The organism is Microbacterium murale (assembly GCF_014635185.1).
GTDB classification, from domain to species: domain Bacteria; phylum Actinomycetota; class Actinomycetes; order Actinomycetales; family Microbacteriaceae; genus Microbacterium; species Microbacterium murale.
In genome coordinates this window covers 267023-290970 of the sequence record NZ_BMCM01000001.1, presented here as the reverse complement: position 1 = coordinate 290970, position 23948 = coordinate 267023, and the positions used below count along the sequence as shown (strand labels likewise).

The following is a 23948-nucleotide window of genomic DNA, read 5'->3' as shown; positions in this document are numbered from 1 at the left end:
CGCAGCGGCGCGCTATGCCGACGGCGAACACGGCCTTGCCCGACCGGCGCGGTCGTTACTCTCGATATACAGGCGCTGAAGAGCCGTCTGGCGTCAGTGCATTCGCCCCGTGCGAACCAAGGAGTTGACAATGTTCGAGAGATTCACAGACCGTGCCCGTCGTGTCGTCGTCCTCGCCCAAGAAGAGGCGAAGATGCTCAACCACAACTACATCGGCACCGAGCACATCCTGCTCGGCCTCATCCACGAGGGCGAAGGCGTCGCAGCCAAGGCCCTGGAGTCGCTCGGCATCTCCCTCGACGCCGTCCGCGAGCAGGTGCAGGACATCATCGGCCAGGGCCAGCAGCAGCCGACCGGCCACATCCCGTTCACGCCGCGCGCCAAGAAGGTGCTCGAGCTGAGCCTGCGCGAAGCGCTGCAGCTCGGCCACAACTACATCGGCACCGAGCACATCCTGCTCGGCCTCATCCGCGAGGGTGAAGGCGTCGCCGCTCAGGTGCTCGTCAAGCTGGGCGCCGACCTGAACAAGGTGCGCCAGCAGGTCATCCAGTTGCTCTCCGGTGCTCCTGGCCGCGAGCCCGCCGCCGTCGGCGCGACCACGAACGACAGCCAGCAGGCCGCCCAGGGCGGATCCGCCGTGCTCGACCAGTTCGGCCGCAACCTCACCCAGGCTGCCCGGGACAACAAGCTCGACCCGGTGATCGGGCGCGAGAAGGAGATCGAGCGGGTCATGCAGATCCTCTCCCGCCGCTCCAAGAACAACCCCGTCCTGATCGGGGAGCCTGGCGTCGGCAAGACCGCCGTCGTCGAGGGCCTCGCCCAGGCGATCGTCAAGGGCGATGTGCCCGAGACGCTGAAGGACAAGCAGCTCTACTCGCTCGACCTCGGCTCGCTCATCGCCGGTTCCCGTTACCGCGGTGACTTCGAGGAGCGCCTGAAGAAGGTCACCAAGGAGATCCGCACACGCGGCGACATCATCGTCTTCATCGACGAGATCCACACCCTCGTGGGTGCGGGTGCCGCAGAGGGCGCGATCGACGCGGCCAGCATCCTGAAGCCTCTCCTCGCCCGCGGCGAGCTGCAGACGATCGGTGCGACGACGCTCGACGAGTACCGCAAGCACTTCGAGAAGGATGCTGCGCTCGAGCGCCGCTTCCAGTCGATCCAGGTCGCCGAGCCGAGCCTGCCCCACACGATCAACATCCTCAAGGGACTGCGCGACCGCTACGAGGCGCACCACAAGGTGCAGATCACCGACGGCGCGATCGTCGCGGCATCCAACCTCGCCGACCGCTACGTCGCCGACCGGTTCCTCCCGGACAAGGCCATCGACCTGATCGATGAGGCCGGCGCCCGCCTGCGCCTGTCGATCCTGTCCAGCCCGCCCGAGCTGCGCGAATTCGACGACAAGATCGCCGCCGTGCGCGAGCAGAAGGAAGCAGCATCCGAGGAGCAGGACTTCGAGAAGGCCGCTTCCCTGCGCGATGAGGAGAAGAGCCTGCTCGCCGAGCGCCTGCGCCTCGAGAAGCAGTGGCGTTCCGGTGACGTCGCGACCGCAGCAGTGGTCGACGAGGGCCTGATCGCCGAGGTCCTCGCTCAGGCCACCGGCATCCCGGTGTTCAAGCTCACCGAAGAGGAGTCGAGCCGACTCGTCTTCATGGAGAAGGCGCTGCACCAGCGCGTCGTCGGGCAGGAAGAGGCCATCGCGGCGCTCTCCCGCACGATCCGTCGCCAGCGTGCGGGTCTGAAGGACCCGAAGCGCCCCTCGGGCTCGTTCATCTTCGCCGGCCCGACCGGTGTCGGAAAGACCGAGCTCGCCAAGGCGCTCGCCGAATTCCTGTTCGATGACGAAGGCGCCCTGATCTCGCTCGACATGAGCGAGTTCGGCGAGAAGCACACCGTCTCGCGGCTGTTCGGTGCCCCTCCCGGGTTCGTCGGCTTCGAAGAGGGTGGCCAGCTCACCGAGAAGGTGCGCCGCAAGCCGTTCAGCGTCGTGCTGTTCGACGAGATCGAGAAGGCGCACCCCGACATCTTCAACTCGCTGCTGCAGATCCTCGAAGAGGGTCGGCTCACCGACGGTCAGGGTCGGGTCGTGGACTTCAAGAACACGGTCATCATCATGACGACCAACCTCGGTTCGTCCGCGATCGCCGGAGGCCCGGTGGGCTTCCAGATCGAGGGCAACGCGCAGACCAGCTACGAGCGGATGAAGGGCAAGGTCGACGAAGAGCTCAAGCGGCACTTCAAGCCCGAGTTCCTCAACCGCGTCGACGACGTCATCGTCTTCCCGCAGCTGTCCAAGCCCGAGCTCGTGCAGATCGTCGATCTGTTCGTCAAGCGCCTCAGCGACCGTCTGCTCGACCGCGACATGACGGTGGAGCTGTCGCAGTCGGCCAAGGAGCGTCTCATCGAGATCGGCTTCGACCCAGCGCTCGGCGCTCGCCCGCTGCGTCGTGCGATGCAGCGCGAGATCGAGGATCAGCTGTCGGAGAAGATCCTCCACGGCGAGCTCAACCCCGGCGACCACGTGAAGGTGGATGCTGAGGACGGCAAGTTCCAGTTCGAGACCGCCCCGCGCGGCGAGAAGGTCTCGGTCGGCATCAACACCGGTGGCGCGATCACCTCGAGCCCCGACCTGGCGGCGGCTTCCGGCGAGTAGGCCCCCATAGACGACGAACGGGCGGATGCTTCGGCATCCGCCCGTTCTCGTATCTGCGACTACTTCTTGTCAGCCCACGACCAGACGTCGTCTCCGCGCAACGACACCTCGGCGCCGCCGTCGTCGTAGATGACCTGGCCGGCCATGTGGGTGTTCTCTACGCTCGTCAGCCAGATGAGCAGGTTCGCGATCGACTCCGGCGGCTGGTGGTAGTTCAGCGGCATCGGAACGTTCGCGTCGACCATCGCGCGGCTCTCTTCGGTCTCGAGAAGTTTCTGGGTCATCGGCGTCAGCACGGTGCCGGGGGCGACGGCGTTCAGTGGGATGCCGTTACCGGCCCATTCGGGAGAGATCGACTGGCGGCGCACCCAGCGCGACAGAGCACGCTTCGACGACGGGTACACGAGGTATCCGACCTGAGGTCCCTGTGCGGACAGCTCCGCACCGATCTCGAGAGCCTTCGCCTCATCGCCGTCGAGGGCGGCGTCGACCATCTCGGCCGAGTGGCGCTGCAACGACGCCATGGAGGAGACGACCGCCGCGCGCGGCGCTTCGGATTTCGCCAGTGCCGGGCGCAACTGCTCGAGCAGCTCGGTGACGCCGAAGTAATTGACCGAGATCGTCTTCGGGATGGGAGCCGAGATTCCGGCGCACGCGATCACGCCGTCGATGATGCCGTCTGCGATCTCGATCGCCTTCGCTGCTGCGGCGGTGCGTCCTTCGGGAGCGGACAGGTCTGCCTCGACATCGGCGTTGTTCAGATCGATGCCGATCACTCGCTCGCCGCGGTCGCGCAGCAGCTGAGCGGTGGTCGCTCCGATGCCGGAAGCGGATCCGGTCACGACATAGGTGCGGGTCATGGGGTTCCTCCGTTTCGCGGCCGTTGTGACGGCCGCATGGTTGCGTCCACGGGTGTGTGAACGGCTGGGTCGGTGCTGGTGCTCAGCGCATCGACGAATCGACTGAGTTGGGTGGCGAACCGGGCGGCGTCGGCATCGTCCCAGTCCGCGATCGCCTCGTCGAGCATCTCGACGCCGCGTGCGACGAGAAGTTCGTGTGCGGCGGCGCCGCTCGAGGAGAGATCGATGATGGTCACTCTGCCGTCGGTTGAATCGACGTGTCGCTCGATGAGACCCGCACGCTCGAGGCGCGCGAGCTGTTTGCTCATCGTCGGCCGGGTCACGTGCATCGCAGCGGCGAGATCTCCTGCGCGGGACGGCCCGAGAAGTCCGAGCACGTACAGCGGGGGAAGGTCGATCGGATCCATTTCGACGCCCGCCGCCTCGGCGACCGCAGCCTGAGTGCGAGTGGATGCCCAGTTGGTCATGAGGTGCGTGAGAGACGCCAGCAGCGCTGCGGACGGAGACTTCGGATCAGTGGGCACGACCTCATTCTACTCCGATAGTTGCCTGCGGCAACCAGTATGCGAATACAGGGCATGAGGCGCCGCGAGCTTAGGCTGGACACGTGAGCGAGTACACCGTCCGCCCGGCGCGCAGCGCCGACATCCTCGGCATCCATCGATTGCTGGAGCCGCTGGTCGAGCGACGCATCCTGCTCGGCAAGGATCTCGCGGTGCTCTACGGATACGTACAGGAGTTCGTCGTCGCCGAGCGTGACGGCGAACTCATCGGATGCGGTGCGCTGCACGTCATGTGGGAGGACCTCGGCGAGGTGCGCACCCTGATCGTGCGCGACGACTGGCTGCACCACGGCGTCGGGCGTGCCCTGGTCGAGGGGCTCGAGGAGCGCGCGATCGCGCTGGGCCTGCGGCGACTGTTCTGCCTCACGTTCGAGGTCGACTTCTTCACCCGCCGCGGGTTCTCGCAGATCGGCGAGCAGGTCGTCGATCCGGATGTCTATTCGCAACTGCTGCGCAGCCCCGACGAGGGTGTCGCGGAGTTCCTCGATCTCGCGCACGTGAAGCCGAACACCCTCGGCAACACGCGCATGCTGAAGAACCTGTGATGAGCGGGCGCCCCAGGACAGCGGCCGTCTACCGGCGGCGGCGACTCGTCTTCTTCGGTGGCCTGATCCTGCTGGTCGCGGCGATCGCTGCCGGCGTCTGGCTCGCCATCGCACAGCCGTGGGCGGATGCCGGGGCAGAACCTGCGCCCACGTCCACGTCCACGCCGGCATCCACCCCGACCTCGACACCGACGGCGACGGACACCCCCTCGCCGGAACCGACCTCCGACGAGCCTGCGACCGCAGCGCCGTGCCAAGCGCGCGATGTCACCGTCGAAGCGGTCACGGATGCCGACACCTATCCCTCGGGCGTGCTCCCTCAGCTCTCGATCTCGCTGACGAACAAGGGGGATGCGGACTGCACGATCGATGTCGGCTCGACGACTCAGGTGTTCACCGTGGCCAGCGGCAGCGACACGTGGTGGCGCTCCACGGATTGCCAGGAGAGCCCCAGCAGCATGGTCGTCACGCTCGCGGCGGGGCAGACGGTGACGAGCGCCACGCCGGTGCAGTGGGACCGCACGCGCTCCGACGTCGCGACGTGCGATCAGGAGAACCGTCCGCGCGCGCCGGGTGGCGGAGCCTCGTATCACGTGGCGGTGTCGATCGGCGGCTTCGAGGGCGTCGAGACACGCCAGATCCTGCTCTATTGAGTACGCGTGTCGACTTGGGACGCGGCGGCGCTGACCGCGTTTCGCGCAACCCATGCAGACAGACCGCGTGACTTTGGGATACCATTGGAACAGCTCTCGAGATCTTCGGTGCAAGCCATCCCCAGTGGCGTCGTTCACAGCGTCCCCAGCGCTTCGACATTTCACCGTTCGAGAGTTCGAGGGCCCTTTCGAGTACTCCAGTCCCCACTGGACTACTCGAGAGGGCCCCAATCGTTTCCCTCGCTTCCGACTCGGCCCATCGTGATCAGTCTCTAGGCTGGATGCATGGCAGCGAAGAAGTCGAAGGGTGCGGGCAGGAAGCCCGCGCCGGAGGAGTTCCGCTCCGAAGCGCTCGCGCAGGCGCTCGAGAAGCAGGACATGGCAGCCGTGGCGCTTGCGCTGCGCCACGGTACGACGGTCGTGCCGTTGCTGAGGTCAGGCGACCGTGACAACCCGCTCGACGGTGGCGAGGTCTGGACCTACCGCGATGCGACTACCGGGGACGTCGCGCTTCTGCTGTTCAGCGACGCCAAGAACAAGCCAGCGAATCTGCCTCCTGGCGTCGGCATCTACTCGCCGCAGTGGCTGCACGGATTCTTGACCACGCACCGCGACACGATCACCACGGTGTTCCTGGACATCGCGGGGCCGCATCCGATGCAGGCGTCGCCGGACGAGCTGCTGGCCGCACTCGACGCCTGACAGGGCATCGAAGCCTCGACTCAGAACGGCGGGGCGTCGACTTCGCGGCGCGGCTTCGCGGGATGCGACGACCGACTGCGTGACTTCACGTCATTCAGCGCGGCATCCAGCGATTTCGAGCGCTCATCGAAGACCTGGTCGTATCCGAGTCTCTTCGCCTCGGAGCGCCGCTGCGCCGCCTGGGTCACCGCGCGCACCTCGCCGGCGAGGCTGAGTTCACCGACCGCCGCGATCGTGCGCGGCACCGAGAACTGCTGGATCGAACCTGCCACAGCGATCGCGATCGCGAGGTCTGCCGCGGGCTCTGTGAACCGCACGCCGCCGACGGTGGACACGTAGACGTCGAGCTTTCCGGTGGGGATGCGACCGCGCTTCTCGACGATCGCCAGCACCATCGCCACACGTGCCGAATCCAGCCCAGACACCACGCGACGGGGATTGGGTGCGGTGGATTCGACCGTGAGTGCCTGCACCTCGACGGGCAGGGCTCGGCGACCCTCCATCGAGATCGCGACACAGGTGCCAGGCTCGGTCGAACCATGTCCGAGGAACAGCCCGCTCGGGTCTGGCACCTCGGCGATGCCGTCGCCGGTCATCTCGAAGCAGCCGACCTCATCGGTGGGGCCGAAGCGGTTCTTGAGCGCGCGGATGAACCGCAGCGCGGTCTGCCGATCACCCTCGAAGTGGCAGACGACGTCGACGAGGTGCTCGAGGATGCGCGGGCCGGCGACCTGCCCATCCTTGGTCACGTGCCCGACGATGATGATCGGGAGGCTCCGCTCCTTCGCCACCCGGATCAGGGTGGCCGCCACCTCGCGCACCTGACTGGGCTGGCCCGCCGCGCCGTCTGAGAGCGACGATGACACGGTCTGCACCGAGTCGATGATCACGAGCTGCGGCTTCACCTCGTCGATGTGGCCGAGGATCGTGGCGAGGTCGGTCTCACTCGCGAGGTACAACTCGTCGTGCAGCGCCCCGGTGCGCTCGGCGCGCAGTCGCACCTGTGCCTGGGACTCCTCGGCGCTCGCATAGAGCACCCGGCGACCGCCGCGCGCAGCCTGGGCCGCGACCTCGAGCAGCAGAGTGGACTTGCCGACTCCGGGCTCGCCGCTCAGCAGGATCGCCGCACCTGGAACGATGCCGCCGCCGAGAACCCGGTCGAACTCTCCCACGCCGCTCGAGCGACGAGGCGTGTCGACCGTGCTGATCTGGGTGATGGGGCGCGCAGCGCGATCCGCTCCCGGCGCGAGCGGTGTCATCTGGCGCAGGATGCCGGTCTTCGCCGCCTGTTCCTGCACGGTGCCCCATTGCTGACACTCGCCACAGCGGCCGACCCACTTCGAGGTCGTCCATCCGCATTCGGTGCACACGAAAGCAGCAGGAGCGGGACGACGGGTTGCCATGCCTACAGGCTAGCCGCGGCATCCGACACCGACGCCCGCGCCGTCGGCCATGTCTCGCCGCTATCGACGGCATCCGACATCCCTATCGCCCTGAGGCCCTTTTCGGCCATGCCGGGATGGGGCGCGCGGGATACTGGAATCAACGCCAACGACGTCTCGTCTGCGGGCCGATTCCGGCCCACTCCCGGGTGCAGGCAATGCACCTTCGAGAGAAGGAGTCCTCTGATGGAGTGGCTTGATCCACTGGTGCTGTCCCGATGGCAGTTCGGTCTCACGACCATCTACCACTACCTGTTCGTGCCCCTCACGATCGGCATGGCGCTGGCAGCAGCGATCTTCCAGACGGCATGGGTGCGTTCCGGCAAGATCCACTATCTGCACCTGACGCGATTCTTCGGGAAGATCTTCCTCATCAACTTCGCCATGGGCGTCGTGACCGGAATCGTGCAGGAGTTCCAGTTCGGCATGAACTGGTCGGACTACTCGCGCTTCGTCGGCGATGTCTTCGGCGCACCGCTGGCGTTCGAAGGACTGCTGGCCTTCTTCTTCGAGGCGACCTTCATCGGACTGTGGATCTTCGGCTGGGACAAGCTGCCGCAGAAGCTGCACCTCGCGACCATCTGGTGCGTCTCGATCGGCAGCATCCTGTCGGCGTACTTCATCATCGCCGCCAACGCATTCATGCAGAACCCCGTCGGCTACGAGTACAACCCGGTGACCAACCGTGCCGAACTCGTCGACATCTGGGCGCTGCTGACCAACCCGGTCGCGCTCGCCGCGTTCCCGCACACGATCTTCGGCGCATTCATGTTCGCCGCCGGAGTCATCATCTCGGTCTCGGCCTGGCACCTCATGCGCGGCCAGCACACCGACACCATGCGCATCTCGCTGAAATTCGGCCTGTGGGGGATGCTGGTGTCCACCGCCGGTGTGGCGCTCACCGGCGACCAGCTGGGGCTCGCCATGTACGCGGCGCAGCCCATGAAGATGGCGGCGGCCGAGGCGACCTTCGACACCGTCTGCGGTGCGGACGCCTCGTTCAGCCTGTTCACGCTCGGCACGCCGGACGGCAGTTCGGAGCTGTTCTCGATCCGGGTGCCGTACCTGCTGTCGCTGCTGTCGACGCATACGCTCGACGCCTGCGTGCACGGCATCAACGATCTCAACGCCGAGTATGCCGTGCAGTACGCGGACCTCGGGATCGACAACTTCGCACCGGTTCTCTGGATCACCTACTGGGCGTTCCGCTGGATGATCGGCCTGGGGATGCTGCACGCGTTCATCGCCCTCGTCGGACTCTGGGTCACGCGCAAGGGTGCGAAGAAGCCGCCGGCGAAGTGGATGTGGAAGCTCGCGATCTGGTCGTACCCGCTCGCCCTGCTCGCGAACATCGTCGGCTGGGTCTTCACCGAGATGGGGCGCCAGCCCTGGATCGTGTTCGGGCTCATGAGTACCCGCGACGGCGTCTCTCCCGGTACATCCGGGCTTGAGGTGCTGATCTCGCTCATCGCGTTCACCGTGATCTACGCCGCGCTCGCCGTCGTCGAGGTCAAGCTGATCATCCGGGCAGCCCAGAAGGGCCCGGACACGACCGAGACCCATGACGAGGCGGCGCCAGCGCCGTCGGCCGTGTACTGATCGGAAGGATGCGAAATGGATCTTGCAACACTCTGGTTCGGCATCATCGCCTTCCTCTTCGTCGGATACTTCGTGCTCGACGGCTTCGACTTCGGCGTCGGGATGTCGCTGCCGTTTCTCGGCGGCGTGGGTAAGAACAGCGACGACGTGACCCGCCGACAGATCATCAACACGATCGGTCCCGTGTGGGATCTCAACGAGACCTGGCTGATCGTCGCCGGAGCCTGCCTGTTCGCGTCGTTCCCCGAGTGGTACGCCACGCTGTTCAGCGGCTTCTACCTGCCACTGCTGCTGATCCTGCTCACGCTGATCCTGCGCGGCGTCTCGTTCGAGTACCGGCACCAGCGCGACGGGCTGAAGTGGAAGCAGGGCTTCGACCGAATGATCGTCATCGGCTCGGCCGTGCCGGCGTTCCTCTGGGGCGTCGCATTCGCGAACATCGTGCAGGGCGTCGCACTGGACGAGCGGCACGTGTACATCGGCACGGTGTTCGATCTGCTGAACCCGTACGGACTGCTCGGCGGCGCCGTGACGCTGCTGCTGTTTTTCACGCACGGCGTCACGTTCGTCGCGCTCAAGACCGATGGGCAGTTGCGCGCGGATGCCAGGCGCCTCGCCTTCCGCGCAGGTCTGGTGACGCTGGTCGTCGCGGCGGTCTTCCTGGTGTGGACGGTGACCGCGCACTTCTCGATCGCGGTGCTCGTGCTGGCCGCGCTCGCCGCACTGTCGTTGGTGCTGTCGATCGCGTCGAACCTTCGCGGACGCGAGGGGTGGGCGTTCGGATTCGGCGCGGCCACCACGCTGTTCGCGGTTGTGATGCTGTTCGCGGCGCTGTTCCCGAACGTGATGCCGTCCACGATCGACCCGGCCTACAGCCTCACGATCGAGAACGCATCGAGCACTCCGTACACGCTGACGATCATGAGCTGGACGGCCCTGGTGGCACTGCCCCTGGTGCTGCTGTACCAGGGCTGGACATACTGGGTGTTCCGCAAGCGCGTCACTCGCGCATCGATCGAGGGGGCGCCGGCGCACGCGTGAAACCTGTAGATCCGAGGCTGCTGCGGTACGCCGGTGCCGCGCGAGGATTCTTCGTCCTCGCCGCAGTGATCGGCGTGCTGCAGACCGTGGTCGTCATCGCGTTCGCGTGGTTCCTGACGGATGCCGTCACCGGGGTTCTTGCCGGCCGCTCAGTTGTGGCGTCGCTCGTCTGGCTGCTCGGGCTCGCGCTGCTGCGGGGGGCGCTGATCGCCGCATCCGATGCCGCAGGCACGGCCGCCGCGGCGCGCACCGGCATGCAGCTGCGGTCGGGGTTGATCAGAGCCGTCGGGCGGCTCGGACCGGGGTGGCTGGCCGGGCGCAATCAGGCCTCGCTCGCGGTGACGGCCGGCCATGGGCTGGAGGCGCTGGACACCTACTTCTCGCGGTATCTGCCGCAGCTCGTACTGACCGTGATCGCTACGCCGGTGATCGTGCTCGTGATGTGGTGGCAGGACTGGCCGAGCGGGCTGACGGCGACAATCACTCTGCCACTGATCCCGTTGTTCCTCATCCTCATCGGCATCGCCACTCGCACCGTCCAGCGCAAGCAGTGGCAGACGCTGCAGCATCTCGCCGCACGCTTCGCCGACACGGTGCAGGGGCTGGCGACGCTGCGGCTGTTCGGCCGCGATCGACGGGCCGCGACGCAGATCGAGGCCACAGCCGATCAGTACCGCCGCGAGACGATGAAGGTGCTGCGGTTCTCGTTCCTCTCCGGCTTCGCGATGGAGCTGCTCGCATCGCTCGCGGTCGCCCTCATCGCCGTGACAGTGGGGTTCCGGTTGCTGGCCGGAGATATGCCGCTCGAGGTCGGACTGTTCGTGCTGCTGCTCGCGCCCGAGGCGTTCCTGCCGATCCGCCAGGTCGGGGTGCAGTTCCACGCCGCGGCCGAGGGCGTGGCGGCGACCGAAGACGTGTTCGATGTGCTGGATGCTGGCGGGAGCCAGGTTTCGACTCCCTCGCCTTCGGCTCGTTCGCTCAACCCGTTTCGTCTCCGTCGCTCCGCTCCGTCGCTCAACGACCCGCAGGGGTTCGGCCGCGGGTCGTTGAGCGAGCGCAGCGAGACGAAACGGGGTGAGCGAGCGGAGCGAGTCGAAGCCGCTACCCCGGTCGAATCCGCCCCGGTCGAAGCCGCCACCCTGCACGTGGCCGACCTCCGAGTCCGCGACCTCCCGCCGGTCTCGTTCACCGCACGCCCCGGCACGATCACGCTGATCGAGGGCCCGAGCGGCTCAGGAAAGTCCAGCCTGCTCGCTGCGCTGCGGGGTGCGACGGACTTCGAGGGCGACGCGGTGTTCGCCGGCGGCGACGTCCGCACCCTCGCCCCCTCCGACTGGCTCGCCTGGGCCGGCCAGGCGCCGGGACTCATGCAGGGCACGATCGCCTCGAGCGTGGCGCTGGGCGATCCGGACCCGGATGCCGACGGCATCCGCCAAGCCCTCGATGACGCGTGCGCAGCCGATCTTGACCCGGCCCAGGAACTCGGAGTGCAGGGGAGCGGGCTGTCCGGCGGGCAGGCGCAGCGCGTCGCCGTCGCGCGGGCGCTGTATCGGCATGCCGCCGACCCCGCGCGCGTGCTCACGCTCGACGAGCCGTCGAGTGCGTTGGATGCCGGTACCGAGGCTCGCCTGTGGGCTGCGCTCCGAGAGCGGGCGGATGCCGGCGCCACGGTCCTGTTCGTCTCACACCGCCGCACCGCGCGCGCAATCGCCGATCAGGTCGTGGCGCTGGGGGTGGTCGTGTGAAGAACATCCTGCGTCTCGCCCAGCCGCCCGTGCGGCGATTCCTGCCCGGGCTGATCTGGGGCGTGCTGTCGGCGGCCGCAGCCGTGTCACTGCTCGCGGTGAGCGGCTGGCTGATCATCAGCGCCTCGATCGTCGATTCCCTGGTGCCGCTGTCGGTCGCGGTGGTCGGCGTGCGCTTCTTCGCGGTCTCGCGTGCCGTCTTCCGCTACCTGGAGCGGCTCTCGGGTCACGATGCGGCGCTGCGCCAACTCGCCGCGACCCGCTCCGACATGGTGCGCAGGCTCATTCCGCTTTCGCCTGCGGGCCTTGGGAAGACGGACCGCGGACAGGTGCTCTCCGCGCTCGTCGACGATGTCGAGAACCTGCAGAATCTGCCGCTGCGCGTGGTGCAGCCGCTTGCCGTGACGGCTGTCGTCGCCGTCGGTGCGGTCGGCTTCGTCGCGTTCGTGTCGCCGCCCGCAGCACTCACGCTCGCAGTATGCCTCGTGGTGGCGGCGCTGGTCGCGGTCGGACTCGGCTGGCTGTTCGGTTCGCGGGCCGAGCTGCAGATCTCGTCGCTGCGGGCCGAGCTCTCAGCATCCGTCGTCGACTACTTCGGCAGTCTCGACGTGCTGCTCGCGTACGGCGCCGAGCCCGAGGCCCGCATGCGCGTCGAGCGGGCCGATGGCGCTCTTCGCCGGGCGGTCACCCGCGGGTCGCTGGCGCAGGCGGTCGCTGCCGGTGTCGTGTCGGTGCTCGCCGGGGTGGCGTCGGTGTGGGCGCTCGCCGTCACAGCACCAGGCCTGGTGACCGGCGCGATCGACGGACCGTGGCTCGCGGTCGTCGTTCTCGTGCCGATGGTGGTCTTCGAGGTGTTCGGCGCCGTGCCGATCGCGGCGTCGTCATGGCGCAGCGTGCGGGCGAGCGCCCAGCGGATCGTCGACGTGCTGCCGTCGTCGGTGCCGGAGGAGCTCCGACCGGATGCCGGCACCGACGACGTTCCGGCCGGAACGGCGCTGCACCTGCGCGACGTACGTGCGTCCTGGCCAGGTGGCGCACCGGCGCTGCGCGGAGTATCGCTCGATCTCGCTGTGGGTGAGCGCGTGCTCGTGTCTGGGCCGAGCGGCGCGGGCAAGAGCTCGCTGGCGGCGGTGCTGGTCGGCTTCCTGCGTTCAGTGGGCGAGTACGCGATCGGCGGGACGGATGCCGCGGTGCTATCGGGCTCTGCTCTTCGACGTACCGTCGGACTGTGCGAGCAGAGCCCGCAGCTGTTCGACGAGGACATCCGTCAGAATCTGCTGTTCGCCCGCGACACCGCGACCGACGAGGAGCTGCTCGACGTGCTGGACCGAGTCGGCCTCGGCGCGTGGGTGCGGGAACGCGGCGGACTGGATGCGCGCGTCGGCGACCGCGGCGCTCTGGTATCTGGCGGTCAGGCGCAGCGCATCGCGCTCGCCAGAGCCCTGTTGCGCGGATTCCCCGTGCTCGTGCTGGATGAGCCGACCGCAGGGGTCGATCCCGACGCATCCGATGCCCTGCTGCGTGATCTGCTGGGCGCCGCGGGCGAGCAGTCGGTGCTGCTCATCTCGCACGTCGAGCCGCCGGAGGGGACAGTGGACCGGGTCGTGCGGATCGAAGGGGGCCGCACGGTCTGAGCGCCTGTTCGTCCCGTGAGGTGTCGCGATATGCCGCATCGCTCGTGCGGATGCGGCCAAAGGGACCACCTCGGGCGGGCGGCGCGGCTGTCGCGCGTGGGGAGGTGTCGCGATATGCCGCATCCCGCGCGTCGGTGCGGCCAAAGGAGCCACCTCGCAGCCCGCTCGGCGAGGCGCCGCCCCTCAGCTGTACAGGTCGGCGGGCGGCTCCATCACGATGCCCTGCGCCTCGAACGCCTTGCGGCGTTCCTCGATGCGCCGGTGCATCTCGACCTGAGCCGCGTCGATGATCTGCGGATCGAGTGCGACGGTCTGCGGATGCTGTTCGCCATGGTTCGCCTCGATGTACGCGTCGAGCTCCGGCCCCGAAGTCCATGACGTGATGAGCGAATAGCGCGGCGAGGGGCCACGATGCCAGACGGCGTGCCAGAAGCGCTGTGTGTCGACGATGATGCGGCTGCCGGCGGGCAGCGGAAGTCGCACCTCGGTGCTCGGGTCGAAGCGATCCTCGCGCAGGATGAGAAGCGAGTCCGGGTCATCGGTGAGGTTGAACCAGGCGCGGACGACCCAGCCGTCGCCTTCCTCGTTCATGCGGTTGTTGTCGTCCTGGTGCAGGTTGTAGATCGCATCGGCATACGTGTTGGGCTGCAGCTCGATCACGCGGCACCGGCCGACGTTCGCACCCGGCTCCTGCGCTCGTCGGGCGAGGTTCGGCGCCTTCTCGACCTGCGACGGGATCCAGACGCCATCCTTGTCGGTACGCGGGGGCGTGTGGTTCCAGAAGCCGTTGCACTCGATGTCGCCCGCGTAGCTTGCGAGAGGCGCGAATCGTGTGATGCCGGAAGATCGCCAGCCCACGTACTCGAGGTCCAGCCACTCTGCAGGGTCGGCCGCCTGGTCGTATCGGTCGAGGGTGACGTATCCCGTCGCCTGCAACGCCGATGACGTGATGAAGCTCATGTGGTGAACCTTTCCGGGCCGGCGTCTCCGTCCGCTCGTAAGGCCATCCTAACCAGCGGGTGCCGACAAAGCAGGATGCCGCGACCGGCACCGCCCGGGCGGATAGCCTGGAGGCATGACTCAGCCGCAGGGCGCCCTCCTCGTGGGCAGTGTGAATTTCGATGATGCCGAGACGACGATGCGTACGGCGGCGGCGCTGCTGGACGATCGGCTCAAGCGCATCCCCGACGGCGAGGTGGGTAAGAGGTTCCACTGGATCATGTTCCAGCCCGACGTGCTGGGCCAGGCCGACGGCATCGAGCGGGTGGGCGATCAGCCGATCCCCTTCAAGGCGGGGCTGGATGCGCGTCCTCTCCGCATCGCCGACGGTGTGGATGCGGCGGATATCGTGCCGCCGCCGCTGGGCTATGCGGATGCTGCGATCGAGTCATATGCGGTGTTCAGGCGGTTGCGCGACGAAGGGGCTGTGCCGGCCGGCATCCGCTTCCAGGTGTCGCTGCCGACGCCGGTGGCGATCATCTCGTCGTTCTTCTCGGGCGAGGACCGTGCGGCGTTCGAGCCGGTGTACACGGCGGCGATGCTGCGAGAACTGGATGAGATCCTGGCTGCGGTGCCGCACGAGGATCTTGCGGTGCAGTGGGACGTCGCGAGCGAGATGGGGATCATCGAACATGCCGCGGGATACGGCAAGGTGATGGATGCCTGGTGGGAGGGCGACCCCTTCGTCGGGCTGGTCGCACGGCTCGCCGTGCTCGTCGACGCCGTGCCCGCGGACGTCGAGGCCGGGGTGCACCTCTGCTACGGCGATGCGGGTGAGAAGCACTTCTTCGAACCGACGGATGCCGGCACTCTCGTCCGCTACGCGAACGCCGTCATCGCGGCATCGGGTCGCGAGCTGACGTGGCTGCATCTGCCGGTGCCGATCGCGCGCGATGACGCGGAGTACTTCACGCCGCTCGCCTCGCTTGCTCCGGTCGCCGAGCTCTACTTGGGGCTCGTGCACCGGGAGGACGGCGTCGAGGGGGCGCTGCGGCGGATCGCTGCGGCATCCGCTGTCGCCGAGGCGTTCGGCGTTGCGACCGAGTGCGGTATCGGGCGGGCGCCCGAGGGCACCACCGAGGGGATTCTGCGCACGCACGCCGAGGTCGCTGCAGCCTGGTGAGAGCCCGCCACTCGCCGATTCGCGCGAGGGGCCGGGGTCGCGTAAACTCTTCCGCGGTGACGTGTCCGAGCGGCCGAAGGTGCAACACTCGAAATGTTGTGTAGGTTCACCCCTACCGTGGGTTCAAATCCCACCGTCACCGCCATGGAAACCCCCGAGAAATCGGGGGTTTCTTCATGTGTGGCGTGGCCACCTTGAACAGTGGTGCAATTAATCAAGGTTGCACCGGCAAACCTTGATTATCGTGTGAGATAATCAAGTATGGGATCACCTGAGCGGCTCGGTACGCCATGGCCTGCGCATGACGTCGAAGTGCTGCCATGGCGGCAACAGATGCGCGGAGGCACACGAGCAGATCGGATGCTGAGCTTCGTCGACGCGACGATCCCTCCGATGATCGCGGAGCTGGACTACCTCCCGCCCGTCAAGACGGTCGTCACCTCTGAGGAGGCTCTGCTCGCCGTGGCCCAGGCGGACACGGATGCCGAGGGTCACTCGGCGGCGATGAGCCGTTTCATGATGCGCACGGAGTCGGTCGCGTCGTCGAAGATCGAACGCATCACCGCTGATGCGGTTGACTACGCCAAGGCTCTCGCCGGCAACCGCTCGAACACCTCGGCGACCAGTATGGTGGCCGCGAGCACCGCGCTGCACAGCCTGGTCACGGTCGTCGGTGACCGCGGACGCTTCGAGCTCGACGATCTCCTGGTGGCGCACCGCGCGCTGATGCAGGACGATCCGACGGAAGCGTCCTACGCCGGGCGTCTGCGGGACATGCAGAACTGGATCGGCGGAAGCGACTACTCTCCTCGAGACGCCCTGCACGTGCCGCCCGCCCCCGAGCGGGTGCCCGCATTGATCCACGATCTGATCTCCTACCTCAACCGTGACGATGTCCCCGTGCTGACGCAGGCGGCGATCGGGCACGCCCAGTTCGAGTCGATCCACGCCTTCACCGACGGCAACGGTCGCATCGGTCGCGCCATGGTGTCGGCCGTGCTCCGCCGCCGAGGTGTGACTCGCAACGCCGTAGTCCCTCTCGCCAGTGGCCTGCTCGCGAAGCGCGACGACTACTTCGCCGCGCTCGGCGAATATCGCAAGGGTGAGCCGTCGCCGGTGATCGACCTGTTCGCACGATCGACGAAGTCTGCCGCGATCTGCTCACGAGAATCCATCGCACGTATCAAGGCTTTTCCCGCCGAATGGATGGAGGAGCTGCGACCTCGGAACGGTTCCGCGGCCGCGGCCCTCATCCCCGCGTTCTATGACCACCCGGTCATGACCGCAGCGGAGACCGAAACGCGATCAGGGGCGTCGGCGCAGGCCACCTACCTGGCGATAGAACAGCTCGCCGACGCCGGGTTCATTCAGGAGATCACCGGCCGCAAGCGCGATCGTGTCTGGGTGGCCGCTGAGCTGCTCGCCGAGCTCGATGATCTCGACCGCCGCATCCAGGTCGCGATGACGACCTAAGCGAGCATCCGCTCCCGCACCTGGCGACGCAGAACCTTGCCGATGAGCGACCGAGGCAGGTCGTCGATGACGACGATGCGGCGAGGCACCTTGTACGGTGTGAGCCGGGTGCGGCAGAAATCTCGCAGGGCATCCGCATTGAGCGCAGCGCCCTCTCGGAGCACGACGGCAGCGGCGACCTCCTCACCTCCGCTGGACCGCGGAAGACCCACAACGGCGGCACCGACGACATCGGGATGCGCCTCCAGAGCGTTCTCCACTTCGCTGGGCGACACGTTGAACCCGCCCGTGATGATGAGCTCCTTGAGGCGATCGACGATGGTCACGAACCCATCGGGGGAGACTTCGGCGATGTCCCCGGTGCGGAGCCAGCCGTCCGCCAGCAGGGCATCCGCGGTGTCGCCCGGCCGTTCCCAGTACCCCTGGAAGACCTGCGGGCCTCGGATGAGGAGCTCGCCGCGCTCGCCGGCCGGCATATCGACGGCGGGATCGCCGGGATCCACGACCCGGATCTCCGTACTGGGAAACGGCACGCCGACAGTGCCGGGACGGCGGGTCGGTCCTATCGGATTGCCGAGCGCGACCGGTGAGCTCTCGGTCATGCCGTAGCCCTCGACGAGTAGACCTCCGGTCGCCTCCTCCCAACGCTGCACTGTGGCGACGGGCAGGCTCATCGCTCCGGATATCGCGAACCTGACCGTCGAGAGATCGATGGTTCCGCGGGAAGCCGCACGGGCCAGCGCGTCGTAGATCGGCGGCACGGCCGGGAGGAAGGTGGGCGGGCTCGACCGCGAGGCCTCGGTGACCAGACCCAGATCGAAGGTCGGGAAGAGGACGAGCTTCGCCCCGATGCTCATCGCGAAGGTCAGGCAGAGCGTCATGCCGTACGCGTGGAACAGGGGCAGCACGGCGTAGAACGTCTCCTCGCCATCGACGAGTCCTGGCACCCAAGCCCGCCCCTGCATCGCATTGGCGCGGAGGTTCGAGTGGGTGAGGATCGCGCCCTTCGGAGTGCCCGTGGTCCCGCTCGTGTATTGCAATAGAGCCGTGTCGCTCAGCGTCGGCCCGGCCACGCGCCGGGAGAGCCGCTTGTGACTGACCAACTGCTTCCAGGCGACGAGGTGCCGTGCTTTGGGAGTGCCGGTCAACTTCGCTCTGGACGCACGAGCCTTCGACACGGGAAGGCGAAGCGCCAGACGCTTCGAGAAGGGCATCGCGGCCGTGATATCGACGCTCACGATGTGCTCGACCTTGAGGTCTGCGGGAAGGCCGTCGACCACGTCCACGGCCTTGTCCCAGACGACCACGACGCGCGCACCGTGGTCCTCGAACTGGTGCCTCAGCTCGCGTGGCGTGTAGAGCGGATTGTGCTCGACCACGATCGCACCGAGGCGGAGCGCCGCGTAGAAGGCCACGACATGCTGCGGGCAGTTGGGCAACACCAGGGCGACTCGATCTCCCTTGCCGACTCCGAGTCGCCGCAACCCCTCCGCCGCGCGTTCGATCTGTTCTCCGAGATCCCGATATGTCGTGACAGCACCGAAGAACTCAAGCGCTGGGCGCCTTCCGAATGCCTTCACACTCGCCGACATCATCTTCGGCAGCGTCTGCGTCGGTTTCTCGATCTCCGCAGGGACGCCCTCCGCATAGGAATCGAGCCACGGTCGGGATTCGAGAGGGTGGATGGTCATGGTTCCATCCTGCCCGGAACGCCGTCTTTCGGGAATTGCTTTCGGACGATGTCGATCCGTGCTTGTTTCGTTCGACGTAGTAGTGAGAGGGCGACATCCGGTGGCCCAGAACCGAGAGGATCAATCATGACTCAGTACTTCTTGACCGTGCCGCACGACTCGGCGACCGAGCCGACGATGGAGTCGATGCAGGAGTTCGACCCGGCGGAGCTCGCCGCGGTCATGGCAGCCGTCGACGAGTTCAACACCGCGCTGAAGGATTCCGGTGCTTTCGTCTTCGCCGGTGGCCTGTACCCGCCTTCGAGCGCGAAGACCGTCGATGTCTCCTCTGGCCAGACGCAGGTGCTCGACGAGCCGTTCGTGGAGGCGGCCTCATACGTCGGCGGCTTCTGGGTGATCGAGGCTGCCGATACGGATGCCGCAGTCGAATGGGCGACCATGGCGTCCGCCGCGCTGCAGTGCCGTATCGAGGTCCGTGCTCTGCAGGAGGAGCCCGAAGCGTAGTCCTACCGTGCCAGCGCAAGCGCCGTCAGCTCCGCCCGCGTGCTGGCGCCGACCTTCCGCAGCAGGTTCGATACGTGGAATTTGACCGTGTTGGCGCTGATCCCGAGCTGAGCGGCGATCGCCTGGTTGCGCTCTCCGGCCGTGACGAGGCGCAGCACATCGTGCTCGCGCACGGTCAGCAGCACTCCGCTCGCAAGCGGCTTGGTGTCGGACCGCGGATCCAGGGGCAGCCGCACATCCACAGAGGAACCCCACCCCGGCGTCGCATCCACGCTCAGCACGCCGTCGAGGGAGCTGACGCGCTCGGCGATCGGACGCAGCGATTCGTCGTGCACGGTCAGATTGCCGCGCCCGTCGTCCCGGATGCTGACGAGAAGGTTCAGCCCGTCGCAGTCCCATTGCACGCGAACGCGATTGACCTCGCCGCCGTCGACCAGGCCGAGGATGGTGTTGCGGACGATCGCCCGTGCGGCGTGGGCGACCTCGCTGGGCAGAGCCCGTCCGGTGGCGGGCGGCTCGACGAACTGGATCTCGAGAGAACCGAACCGCTCCAGCGGGCGCAGATCGTTTCTCAGTCGCGCGAACGCTCCGACGACCGGCTCGAGTATCGAGCTGCGCTGCTCGTCGGCTTCGGTCCTCAGTCGCACGAGCGCCGACGCCGCCGTGTCGATCGCGGACGATCTCGCCGATCGGTCGTCGAGCCGTGGCGACCTCAGGATCGCCAGCAGAGACTCGAGTTCCAGCGCGTGGCGATCGGCCTGATCCGCGACGGTGCGGTCCAGATCGACCAGGAGCCGGCGTGTTCCCGGAGAAGCATCCTCGCTGTACATGACGCCAACCTACCCGAGAGCTCCCCACCCGTCTGGGCGGGGAGCTCTCGTGAATGCCTAGAGCGCTGCCGCTCCGGCTTCTGCGACAGAGTGGTCCTGCTCGCCGGAGCCGCCGCTGACGCCCACTGCGCCCACGACCACGCCTTCGCGCACGAGCGGGATGCCGCCGGCGAAGATCGCGACCTTGCCGCCGTTCGTGTTCTGGATGCCGAAGAACTGCTGCGTCGGCTGCGAGTTGTCGCCCAGATCCTTCGTCGAGATGTCGAAGGCCTTCGAGGTCCACGCCTTGTTGATCGAGATGTTGACGCTGCCGATCCATGCGCCGTCCTGTCGCACGTGCGCGACGAGGTTGCCGCCGGAGTCGACGACGGCGATGTTCATGGGCTGGCCGATCTCGGTGGCCTTCTTCTCGGCGGCGGCGATGACGCGACGTGCGTCTTCGAGGTTGACGGTGGTCATGATTGCTCCTTGATGTATCCGTTGGGGTTCAGGACGTATTTCGTGGCGGCGCCCGCGTCGAACTCGGCGTAGCCCTGCGGCGCCTCGTCCAGCGTGATCGCCTTGGCGTTGACCGCGGTGGCGATATGCGCCTTGTCGTGCAGGATCGCCATCATGAGCTGCCGGTTGTACTTCATGACCGGGCACTGTCCGGTGGTGAAGGAGAGCGACTTCGCCCAGCCGGTGCCGAGACTGATCGAGAGCGATCCGACCTTGGCTGCATCGTCGACCGCGCCGGGATCTCCCGTTACGTAAAGACCGGGGATGCCGATAGCGCCGCCCGCGCCCGTCACATCCATGAGCGAATTGAGCACGGTAGCCGGGGCCTCCTTGGCCTTCGCCCCGTGGCCCTCGCTGCGCGCTTCGAAGCCGACGGCATCGACCGCAGCATCCACCTCCGGCACCCCCAGCAGTTGATCGAGCTGGTCGGGCACCGAGCCCTCGCCGACGTTGATGGTCTCGCAGCCGAAGCTGCGCGCCTGCGCAAGGCGATCCTCGTTCATGTCACCGACGACCACGACGGCGGCACCCAGCAGCTGCGCACCGACCGCCGCCGCGAGACCCACGGGTCCGGCGCCGGCGATGTACACGGTCGAGCCCACGCCGACTCCGGCGGTGACAGCACCGTGGAAACCGGTGGGGAAGATGTCGGACAGCATCGTGAGGTCGAGGATCTTCTCCAGCGCCTGGTCGCGGTCCGGGAACTTCAGCAGGTTCCAGTCCGCGTACGGCACGAGCACGTACTCGGCCTGCCCGCCGACCCATCCGCCCATGTCGACGTAGCCGTACGCGCTGCCCGGGCGGTCAGGATTGACGTTCAGGCAGATGCCGGTCTTGCCCTCCTTGCAGTTGCGACAGCGTCCGCAACTGATGTTGAACGGCACCGAGACGATATCGCCGACCTTGATGAACTCGACATCCGGGCCGGCCTCGACCACCTCGCCGGTGATCTCATGACCGAGCACGAGCCCCTCAGGGGCCGTCGTGCGACCGCGCACCATGTGCTGATCCGACCCGCAGATGTTGGTCGCGACCGTGCGGAGGATGACGCCGTGCGGAATCTTGCGACCGACGTTCGCGGGGTTCACTCCTGGTCCGTCGTGAAGCTCGAAGTCGGGGTAGGCGGTGTCGATCACCTTCACGACCCCGGGGCCCTCGTACGCGACCGCTCTGTTTCCAGACATCTTCGTCCTTCCTCGTGGGCGGAGGATCTCCGCACATCCAGACTGTCCCAGTCGCGCCGAGGAAGATACCTACTCTCGAACCGTTTGCCCCTACCCGATCAGGTAGGTTGCGGCCCGTTCAGGCCGGTTCCGGCGGGTCGGTCCTCCACTCGTCGATCGACGAGCGGGCGCGGGCGACAGCATCCTCGACCGTCATGCCCTGCGCGACCGCGAGTCCCACGAGGTACGTCGTCAACGGGCCGGCCGGACGCACGACCCCGTGCGCGGCATCGCGGGTGAGGTCGAGCAGCAGGCCGATCGGATGCTGGTTGGCAGGGAGTCCGAGGGATTCGGCGAGCGCCGTGACCCAGGCGTCGAGGTCTTCGGGAGCATCAGGCATGGTCGTCCTTTCGCGTGCTTCGATAGTCCTCGACGGCCGCCCAGGTATCAAGATCGACCGCAGTGCCGTCGTCATCGACGGGGTGAAGGCGGAGGTCTTCGAAGAGCTTCCGCATCGACACTCCGGCGGTTTCCGGATGCTGCGCTACGGCGTCCCTCAACGCGGAGACGCGGTAGCGGCCGGCGAGCCACTGCATCCGACCCTCGCCGTCCATGGCGACGACGGCGTCGGCACCGTGGGGGATCGGCACCTCCGAGAGCCGCGCGACGAGCTCGGTCGCGCGGGGGAGATCGCAGGCGAGCAGCCACGCCTCGACGGCATCCGAACCATCGAGAGCAACGACACCGGCAGCGACGGCCGCTGCCGGTCCACTGAACGGAGGGTCTTCGCGCACGACACGGATGCCGGAGCGTCCGATATCGTCCGGTCCGACCGCGATGATCGGTGTGCACGCACGGACCGCGGCGTACACGTGATCGATCAGCGGGATGCCGTCGACCTCGACCGTCGCCTTCGCCACGCCGTCCAGCCGAGACGACCGCCCACCGGCCAGCACGAGCGCCGCAGTGGCAGGCACGTTCATGACAAGACCAGCACCGTCACGGCGTCTCCCTCTTCCACGCGTGCGGCCTCTGCGGGGACGATGGCGAACGCGGTGGCGGCGGCGAGCGAGGTCACCATGTGAGAGCCGCTCCCACCTCGCGTCGCCGGCCGGACGGTCTCGTCGTCGAACACTGCGGGCAGGATCTGGACTCGCCCCTCGGGACTGGCCCACGCAGATCCGGCCGCACGGACGACGCGAGGCCGGTCGACGACGGTGAACCCGGCCATCTGCCGCAGTGCGGGGCGCACGAGCATCTCGAATGATGCGGCGACGCTCACCGGATTCCCCGGAAGGCAGAACGCGATCAGCCCCGAATCGAGCACGCCGAAACCCTGCGGCCTGCCCGGCTGCATCGCGACCTGATCGAATCGCACACCGTGCTCACCGCCGAGCACCGCCTTGACGACGTCGAAGGCCCCGACGCTCGCCCCGCCGGAGAGGATGACGACGTCGGCATCCACATCGTCGAGCGCGTTTCGAAGCTCGGTGGGGTCGTCGGAGACGACGCGGATGCTGGTGATGACGGCGCCCGCATTCCGCACGGCCGAACCCAGCAGCACGGAGTTCGACTCGGGGATCTGCCCGCGCGCGGGCGTACCGGACGGCGCGATGAGCTCACTGCCCGTCGAGATGATCGCGACTCGGGCGGCGGGGCGTACAGCCACCTGCTCGAATCCCGCCGAGGCGATGGCGGAGAGCTGCCACGGGCTCAGTGGTGTTCCGGATGCCACGGCCAGCGCCCCGCTCGGCGCATCCTCGCCGCGGCGGCGGATGTGCGCGCCGCGTTCCGGCGCGACGAGCATCGTGATCTGTTCGGGCGCCACGGCACGGATCGCGGTGCCCAGATCCGTGTGCTCCAGCGGCACGACGGCATCCGCGTCGGAAGGGATCGCGGCGCCCGTCATGATGCGCGCCGCTTCGCCCTGCCCGAGCACGGGATCCTCGTCCGACCCGGCAGCCACGTCGGCGACGATCCTCAACGTTGCGCCGGCCACGGCATCCGCCGCGCGGACGGCGTAGCCGTCCATCGCCGAGTTGTCGAAGAGCGGTGTGGGCCAGCGGCTGACCACGTCGCTCGCGAGCACCAGGCCCTGCGCATCCGTGAGGGCGCTCTCCACTGCGGGCAGGCGGCCGGCGGCGTGGAGGATGCGCGCGCGGTGCTCGTCGATCGTGATCATCGGATCCAACGCTAGCCCGTCCCTGAGCCGCAGCCGGGGGTA

Annotated in this window: 22 protein-coding genes and 1 tRNA gene; 12 read left to right on the top strand and 11 right to left on the bottom strand. The window is 67.5% G+C overall.

All coding sequences use genetic code 11. The annotated features are described in order from the left end of the window. The first annotated feature begins 130 nt into the window (after nt 1–130). Nucleotides 131–2659: an ATP-dependent Clp protease ATP-binding subunit gene (locus tag IEV67_RS01350; RefSeq protein WP_188434734.1), complete on the top strand. Its 2529-nt coding sequence runs from the start codon at nt 131–133 to the stop codon at nt 2657–2659. Nucleotides 2660–2718: 59 nt separating this feature from the next. Here the strand turns inward: IEV67_RS01350 and IEV67_RS01345 are convergent, their stop codons facing one another. Both IEV67_RS01345 and IEV67_RS01340 read right to left on the bottom strand, forming a co-directional pair. Beyond that, entirely contained in the window at nt 2719–3519 is an 801-nt protein-coding gene (locus tag IEV67_RS01345; protein ID WP_188434733.1) for an SDR family oxidoreductase, read from the bottom strand. Continuing rightward, nucleotides 3516–4043, bottom strand: coding sequence for a MarR family winged helix-turn-helix transcriptional regulator (locus IEV67_RS01340; RefSeq protein ID WP_188434732.1), 528 nt, complete (start codon nt 4041–4043; stop codon nt 3516–3518). The genes IEV67_RS01345 and IEV67_RS01340 overlap by 4 nt, the downstream gene beginning before the upstream one ends. Before the next feature lie 83 nt (nt 4044–4126). Between IEV67_RS01340 and IEV67_RS01335 the strand changes: the two genes are divergently transcribed. The 3 genes from IEV67_RS01335 (at nt 4127) to IEV67_RS01325 (ending at nt 5982) form a co-directional block, all read left to right on the top strand. Continuing rightward, the gene (locus tag IEV67_RS01335; RefSeq protein ID WP_188434731.1) at nt 4127–4627 is read left to right on the top strand and encodes an amino-acid N-acetyltransferase; all 501 of its coding nucleotides are present in this window, start codon (nt 4127–4129) and stop codon (nt 4625–4627) included. Then, nucleotides 4627–5280, top strand: coding sequence for a hypothetical protein (locus IEV67_RS01330; protein ID WP_188434730.1), 654 nt, complete (start codon nt 4627–4629; stop codon nt 5278–5280). The genes IEV67_RS01335 and IEV67_RS01330 overlap by 1 nt, the downstream gene beginning before the upstream one ends. A gap of 285 nt (nt 5281–5565) precedes the next feature. Continuing rightward, a complete protein-coding gene (locus IEV67_RS01325; RefSeq protein WP_188434729.1) occupies nt 5566–5982 on the top strand; it encodes a dehydrogenase in 417 nt (138 codons plus the stop codon). Nucleotides 5983–6002: 20 nt separating this feature from the next. Here IEV67_RS01325 and radA read toward each other — a convergent pair whose 3' ends face one another. After that, nucleotides 6003–7385, bottom strand: a complete 1383-nt coding sequence (radA, locus tag IEV67_RS01320; protein WP_188434728.1) for a DNA repair protein RadA — start codon at nt 7383–7385, stop codon at nt 6003–6005. Between the two features lie 225 nt (nt 7386–7610). Between radA and IEV67_RS01315 the strand changes: the two genes are divergently transcribed. The 4 genes from IEV67_RS01315 to cydC are packed head-to-tail and all read left to right on the top strand — an operon-like array spanning nt 7611 to nt 13443. Next, on the top strand, nt 7611–9023 hold the full coding sequence (locus tag IEV67_RS01315) for a cytochrome ubiquinol oxidase subunit I (protein WP_188434727.1): 1413 nt from the start codon (nt 7611–7613) through the stop codon (nt 9021–9023). A gap of 15 nt (nt 9024–9038) precedes the next feature. Beyond that, nucleotides 9039–10064 (top strand): cytochrome d ubiquinol oxidase subunit II, encoded by a 1026-nt coding sequence (cydB, locus tag IEV67_RS01310; RefSeq protein ID WP_188434726.1) that lies wholly within the window; start codon nt 9039–9041, stop codon nt 10062–10064. Beyond that, nucleotides 10061–11809 carry a thiol reductant ABC exporter subunit CydD gene (gene cydD, locus IEV67_RS01305; RefSeq protein WP_188434725.1) on the top strand — a complete coding sequence of 583 codons (1749 nt, stop codon included), beginning with the start codon at nt 10061–10063 and terminating at the stop codon, nt 11807–11809. The genes cydB and cydD overlap by 4 nt, the downstream gene beginning before the upstream one ends. Continuing rightward, nucleotides 11806–13443, top strand: a complete 1638-nt coding sequence (gene cydC, locus IEV67_RS01300) for a thiol reductant ABC exporter subunit CydC (protein ID WP_188434724.1) — start codon at nt 11806–11808, stop codon at nt 13441–13443. Before cydD ends, cydC begins: the two co-directional genes overlap by 4 nt. Nucleotides 13444–13626: 183 nt before the next feature. Here the strand turns inward: cydC and IEV67_RS01295 are convergent, their stop codons facing one another. Beyond that, the gene (locus IEV67_RS01295) at nt 13627–14403 is read right to left on the bottom strand and encodes a hypothetical protein (RefSeq protein WP_188434723.1); all 777 of its coding nucleotides are present in this window, start codon (nt 14401–14403) and stop codon (nt 13627–13629) included. 115 nt (nt 14404–14518) lie between these two features. Between IEV67_RS01295 and IEV67_RS01290 the strand changes: the two genes are divergently transcribed. The 3 genes from IEV67_RS01290 to IEV67_RS01280 all read left to right on the top strand — a co-directional run bounded on the left by IEV67_RS01290 (nt 14519) and on the right by IEV67_RS01280 (nt 17038). After that, on the top strand, nt 14519–15565 hold the full coding sequence (locus IEV67_RS01290) for a hypothetical protein (protein ID WP_188434722.1): 1047 nt from the start codon (nt 14519–14521) through the stop codon (nt 15563–15565). Nucleotides 15566–15620: 55 nt separating this feature from the next. Beyond that, a tRNA-Ser gene (locus IEV67_RS01285) sits at nt 15621–15710 on the top strand. Between the two features lie 116 nt (nt 15711–15826). After that, the gene (locus IEV67_RS01280) at nt 15827–17038 is read left to right on the top strand and encodes a Fic family protein (protein ID WP_229702619.1); all 1212 of its coding nucleotides are present in this window, start codon (nt 15827–15829) and stop codon (nt 17036–17038) included. On the opposite strand, the gene IEV67_RS01275 is transcribed toward IEV67_RS01280, so the two are convergent. Continuing rightward, nucleotides 17035–18729, bottom strand: a complete 1695-nt coding sequence (locus tag IEV67_RS01275; protein WP_188434721.1) for a long-chain-fatty-acid--CoA ligase — start codon at nt 18727–18729, stop codon at nt 17035–17037. The two genes, IEV67_RS01280 and IEV67_RS01275, sit on opposite strands and share 4 nt — an antisense overlap. A gap of 126 nt (nt 18730–18855) precedes the next feature. On the opposite strand from IEV67_RS01275, the gene IEV67_RS01270 reads away from it, so the two are divergent. Then, nucleotides 18856–19233, top strand: coding sequence for a YciI family protein (locus tag IEV67_RS01270; protein ID WP_188434720.1), 378 nt, complete (start codon nt 18856–18858; stop codon nt 19231–19233). 2 nt (nt 19234–19235) lie between these two features. On the opposite strand, the gene IEV67_RS01265 is transcribed toward IEV67_RS01270, so the two are convergent. The 6 genes from IEV67_RS01265 to IEV67_RS01240 all read right to left on the bottom strand — a co-directional run bounded on the left by IEV67_RS01265 (nt 19236) and on the right by IEV67_RS01240 (nt 23906). Next, a complete protein-coding gene (locus IEV67_RS01265) occupies nt 19236–20063 on the bottom strand; it encodes a helix-turn-helix transcriptional regulator (protein WP_188434719.1) in 828 nt (275 codons plus the stop codon). A gap of 57 nt (nt 20064–20120) precedes the next feature. Continuing rightward, the gene (locus IEV67_RS01260; RefSeq protein ID WP_188434718.1) at nt 20121–20522 is read right to left on the bottom strand and encodes a GlcG/HbpS family heme-binding protein; all 402 of its coding nucleotides are present in this window, start codon (nt 20520–20522) and stop codon (nt 20121–20123) included. Then, a complete protein-coding gene (gene fdhA, locus IEV67_RS01255) occupies nt 20519–21745 on the bottom strand; it encodes a formaldehyde dehydrogenase, glutathione-independent (RefSeq protein ID WP_188434717.1) in 1227 nt (408 codons plus the stop codon). The genes IEV67_RS01260 and fdhA overlap by 4 nt, the downstream gene beginning before the upstream one ends. A gap of 118 nt (nt 21746–21863) precedes the next feature. Then, the gene (locus IEV67_RS01250) at nt 21864–22124 is read right to left on the bottom strand and encodes a DUF6457 domain-containing protein (RefSeq protein WP_188434716.1); all 261 of its coding nucleotides are present in this window, start codon (nt 22122–22124) and stop codon (nt 21864–21866) included. Then, nucleotides 22117–22707 (bottom strand): molybdenum cofactor guanylyltransferase, encoded by a 591-nt coding sequence (gene mobA / locus IEV67_RS01245; protein ID WP_188434715.1) that lies wholly within the window; start codon nt 22705–22707, stop codon nt 22117–22119. The genes IEV67_RS01250 and mobA overlap by 8 nt, the downstream gene beginning before the upstream one ends. Next, nucleotides 22704–23906 (bottom strand): molybdopterin molybdotransferase MoeA, encoded by a 1203-nt coding sequence (locus IEV67_RS01240; protein ID WP_188434714.1) that lies wholly within the window; start codon nt 23904–23906, stop codon nt 22704–22706. The genes mobA and IEV67_RS01240 overlap by 4 nt, the downstream gene beginning before the upstream one ends. Between the last annotated feature and the right edge of the window lie 42 nt (nt 23907–23948).

What these genes read in the sequence shown, in the direction of transcription:
- IEV67_RS01265 (WP_188434719.1), bottom strand. Translation starts at nt 20,063, where the DNA reads ATGTACAGCGAGGATGCTTCTCCGGGAACACGCCGGCTCCTGGTCGAT.
- IEV67_RS01345 (WP_188434733.1), bottom strand. Translation starts at nt 3,519, where the DNA reads ATGACCCGCACCTATGTCGTGACCGGATCCGCTTCCGGCATCGGAGCG.
- radA (WP_188434728.1), bottom strand. Translation starts at nt 7,385, where the DNA reads ATGGCAACCCGTCGTCCCGCTCCTGCTGCTTTCGTGTGCACCGAATGC.
- fdhA (WP_188434717.1), bottom strand. Translation starts at nt 21,745, where the DNA reads ATGTCTGGAAACAGAGCGGTCGCGTACGAGGGCCCCGGGGTCGTGAAG.
- IEV67_RS01275 (WP_188434721.1), bottom strand. Translation starts at nt 18,729, where the DNA reads ATGACCATCCACCCTCTCGAATCCCGACCGTGGCTCGATTCCTATGCG.
- IEV67_RS01270 (WP_188434720.1), top strand. Translation starts at nt 18,856, where the DNA reads ATGACTCAGTACTTCTTGACCGTGCCGCACGACTCGGCGACCGAGCCG.
- IEV67_RS01280 (WP_229702619.1), top strand. Translation starts at nt 15,827, where the DNA reads ATGGGATCACCTGAGCGGCTCGGTACGCCATGGCCTGCGCATGACGTC.
- IEV67_RS01315 (WP_188434727.1), top strand. Translation starts at nt 7,611, where the DNA reads ATGGAGTGGCTTGATCCACTGGTGCTGTCCCGATGGCAGTTCGGTCTC.
- IEV67_RS01240 (WP_188434714.1), bottom strand. Translation starts at nt 23,906, where the DNA reads ATGATCACGATCGACGAGCACCGCGCGCGCATCCTCCACGCCGCCGGC.
- IEV67_RS01295 (WP_188434723.1), bottom strand. Translation starts at nt 14,403, where the DNA reads ATGAGCTTCATCACGTCATCGGCGTTGCAGGCGACGGGATACGTCACC.
- IEV67_RS01330 (WP_188434730.1), top strand. Translation starts at nt 4,627, where the DNA reads ATGAGCGGGCGCCCCAGGACAGCGGCCGTCTACCGGCGGCGGCGACTC.
- IEV67_RS01260 (WP_188434718.1), bottom strand. Translation starts at nt 20,522, where the DNA reads ATGACCACCGTCAACCTCGAAGACGCACGTCGCGTCATCGCCGCCGCC.
- IEV67_RS01325 (WP_188434729.1), top strand. Translation starts at nt 5,566, where the DNA reads ATGGCAGCGAAGAAGTCGAAGGGTGCGGGCAGGAAGCCCGCGCCGGAG.
- mobA (WP_188434715.1), bottom strand. Translation starts at nt 22,707, where the DNA reads ATGAACGTGCCTGCCACTGCGGCGCTCGTGCTGGCCGGTGGGCGGTCG.
- IEV67_RS01290 (WP_188434722.1), top strand. Translation starts at nt 14,519, where the DNA reads ATGACTCAGCCGCAGGGCGCCCTCCTCGTGGGCAGTGTGAATTTCGAT.
- IEV67_RS01350 (WP_188434734.1), top strand. Translation starts at nt 131, where the DNA reads ATGTTCGAGAGATTCACAGACCGTGCCCGTCGTGTCGTCGTCCTCGCC.
- IEV67_RS01250 (WP_188434716.1), bottom strand. Translation starts at nt 22,124, where the DNA reads ATGCCTGATGCTCCCGAAGACCTCGACGCCTGGGTCACGGCGCTCGCC.
- cydB (WP_188434726.1), top strand. Translation starts at nt 9,039, where the DNA reads ATGGATCTTGCAACACTCTGGTTCGGCATCATCGCCTTCCTCTTCGTC.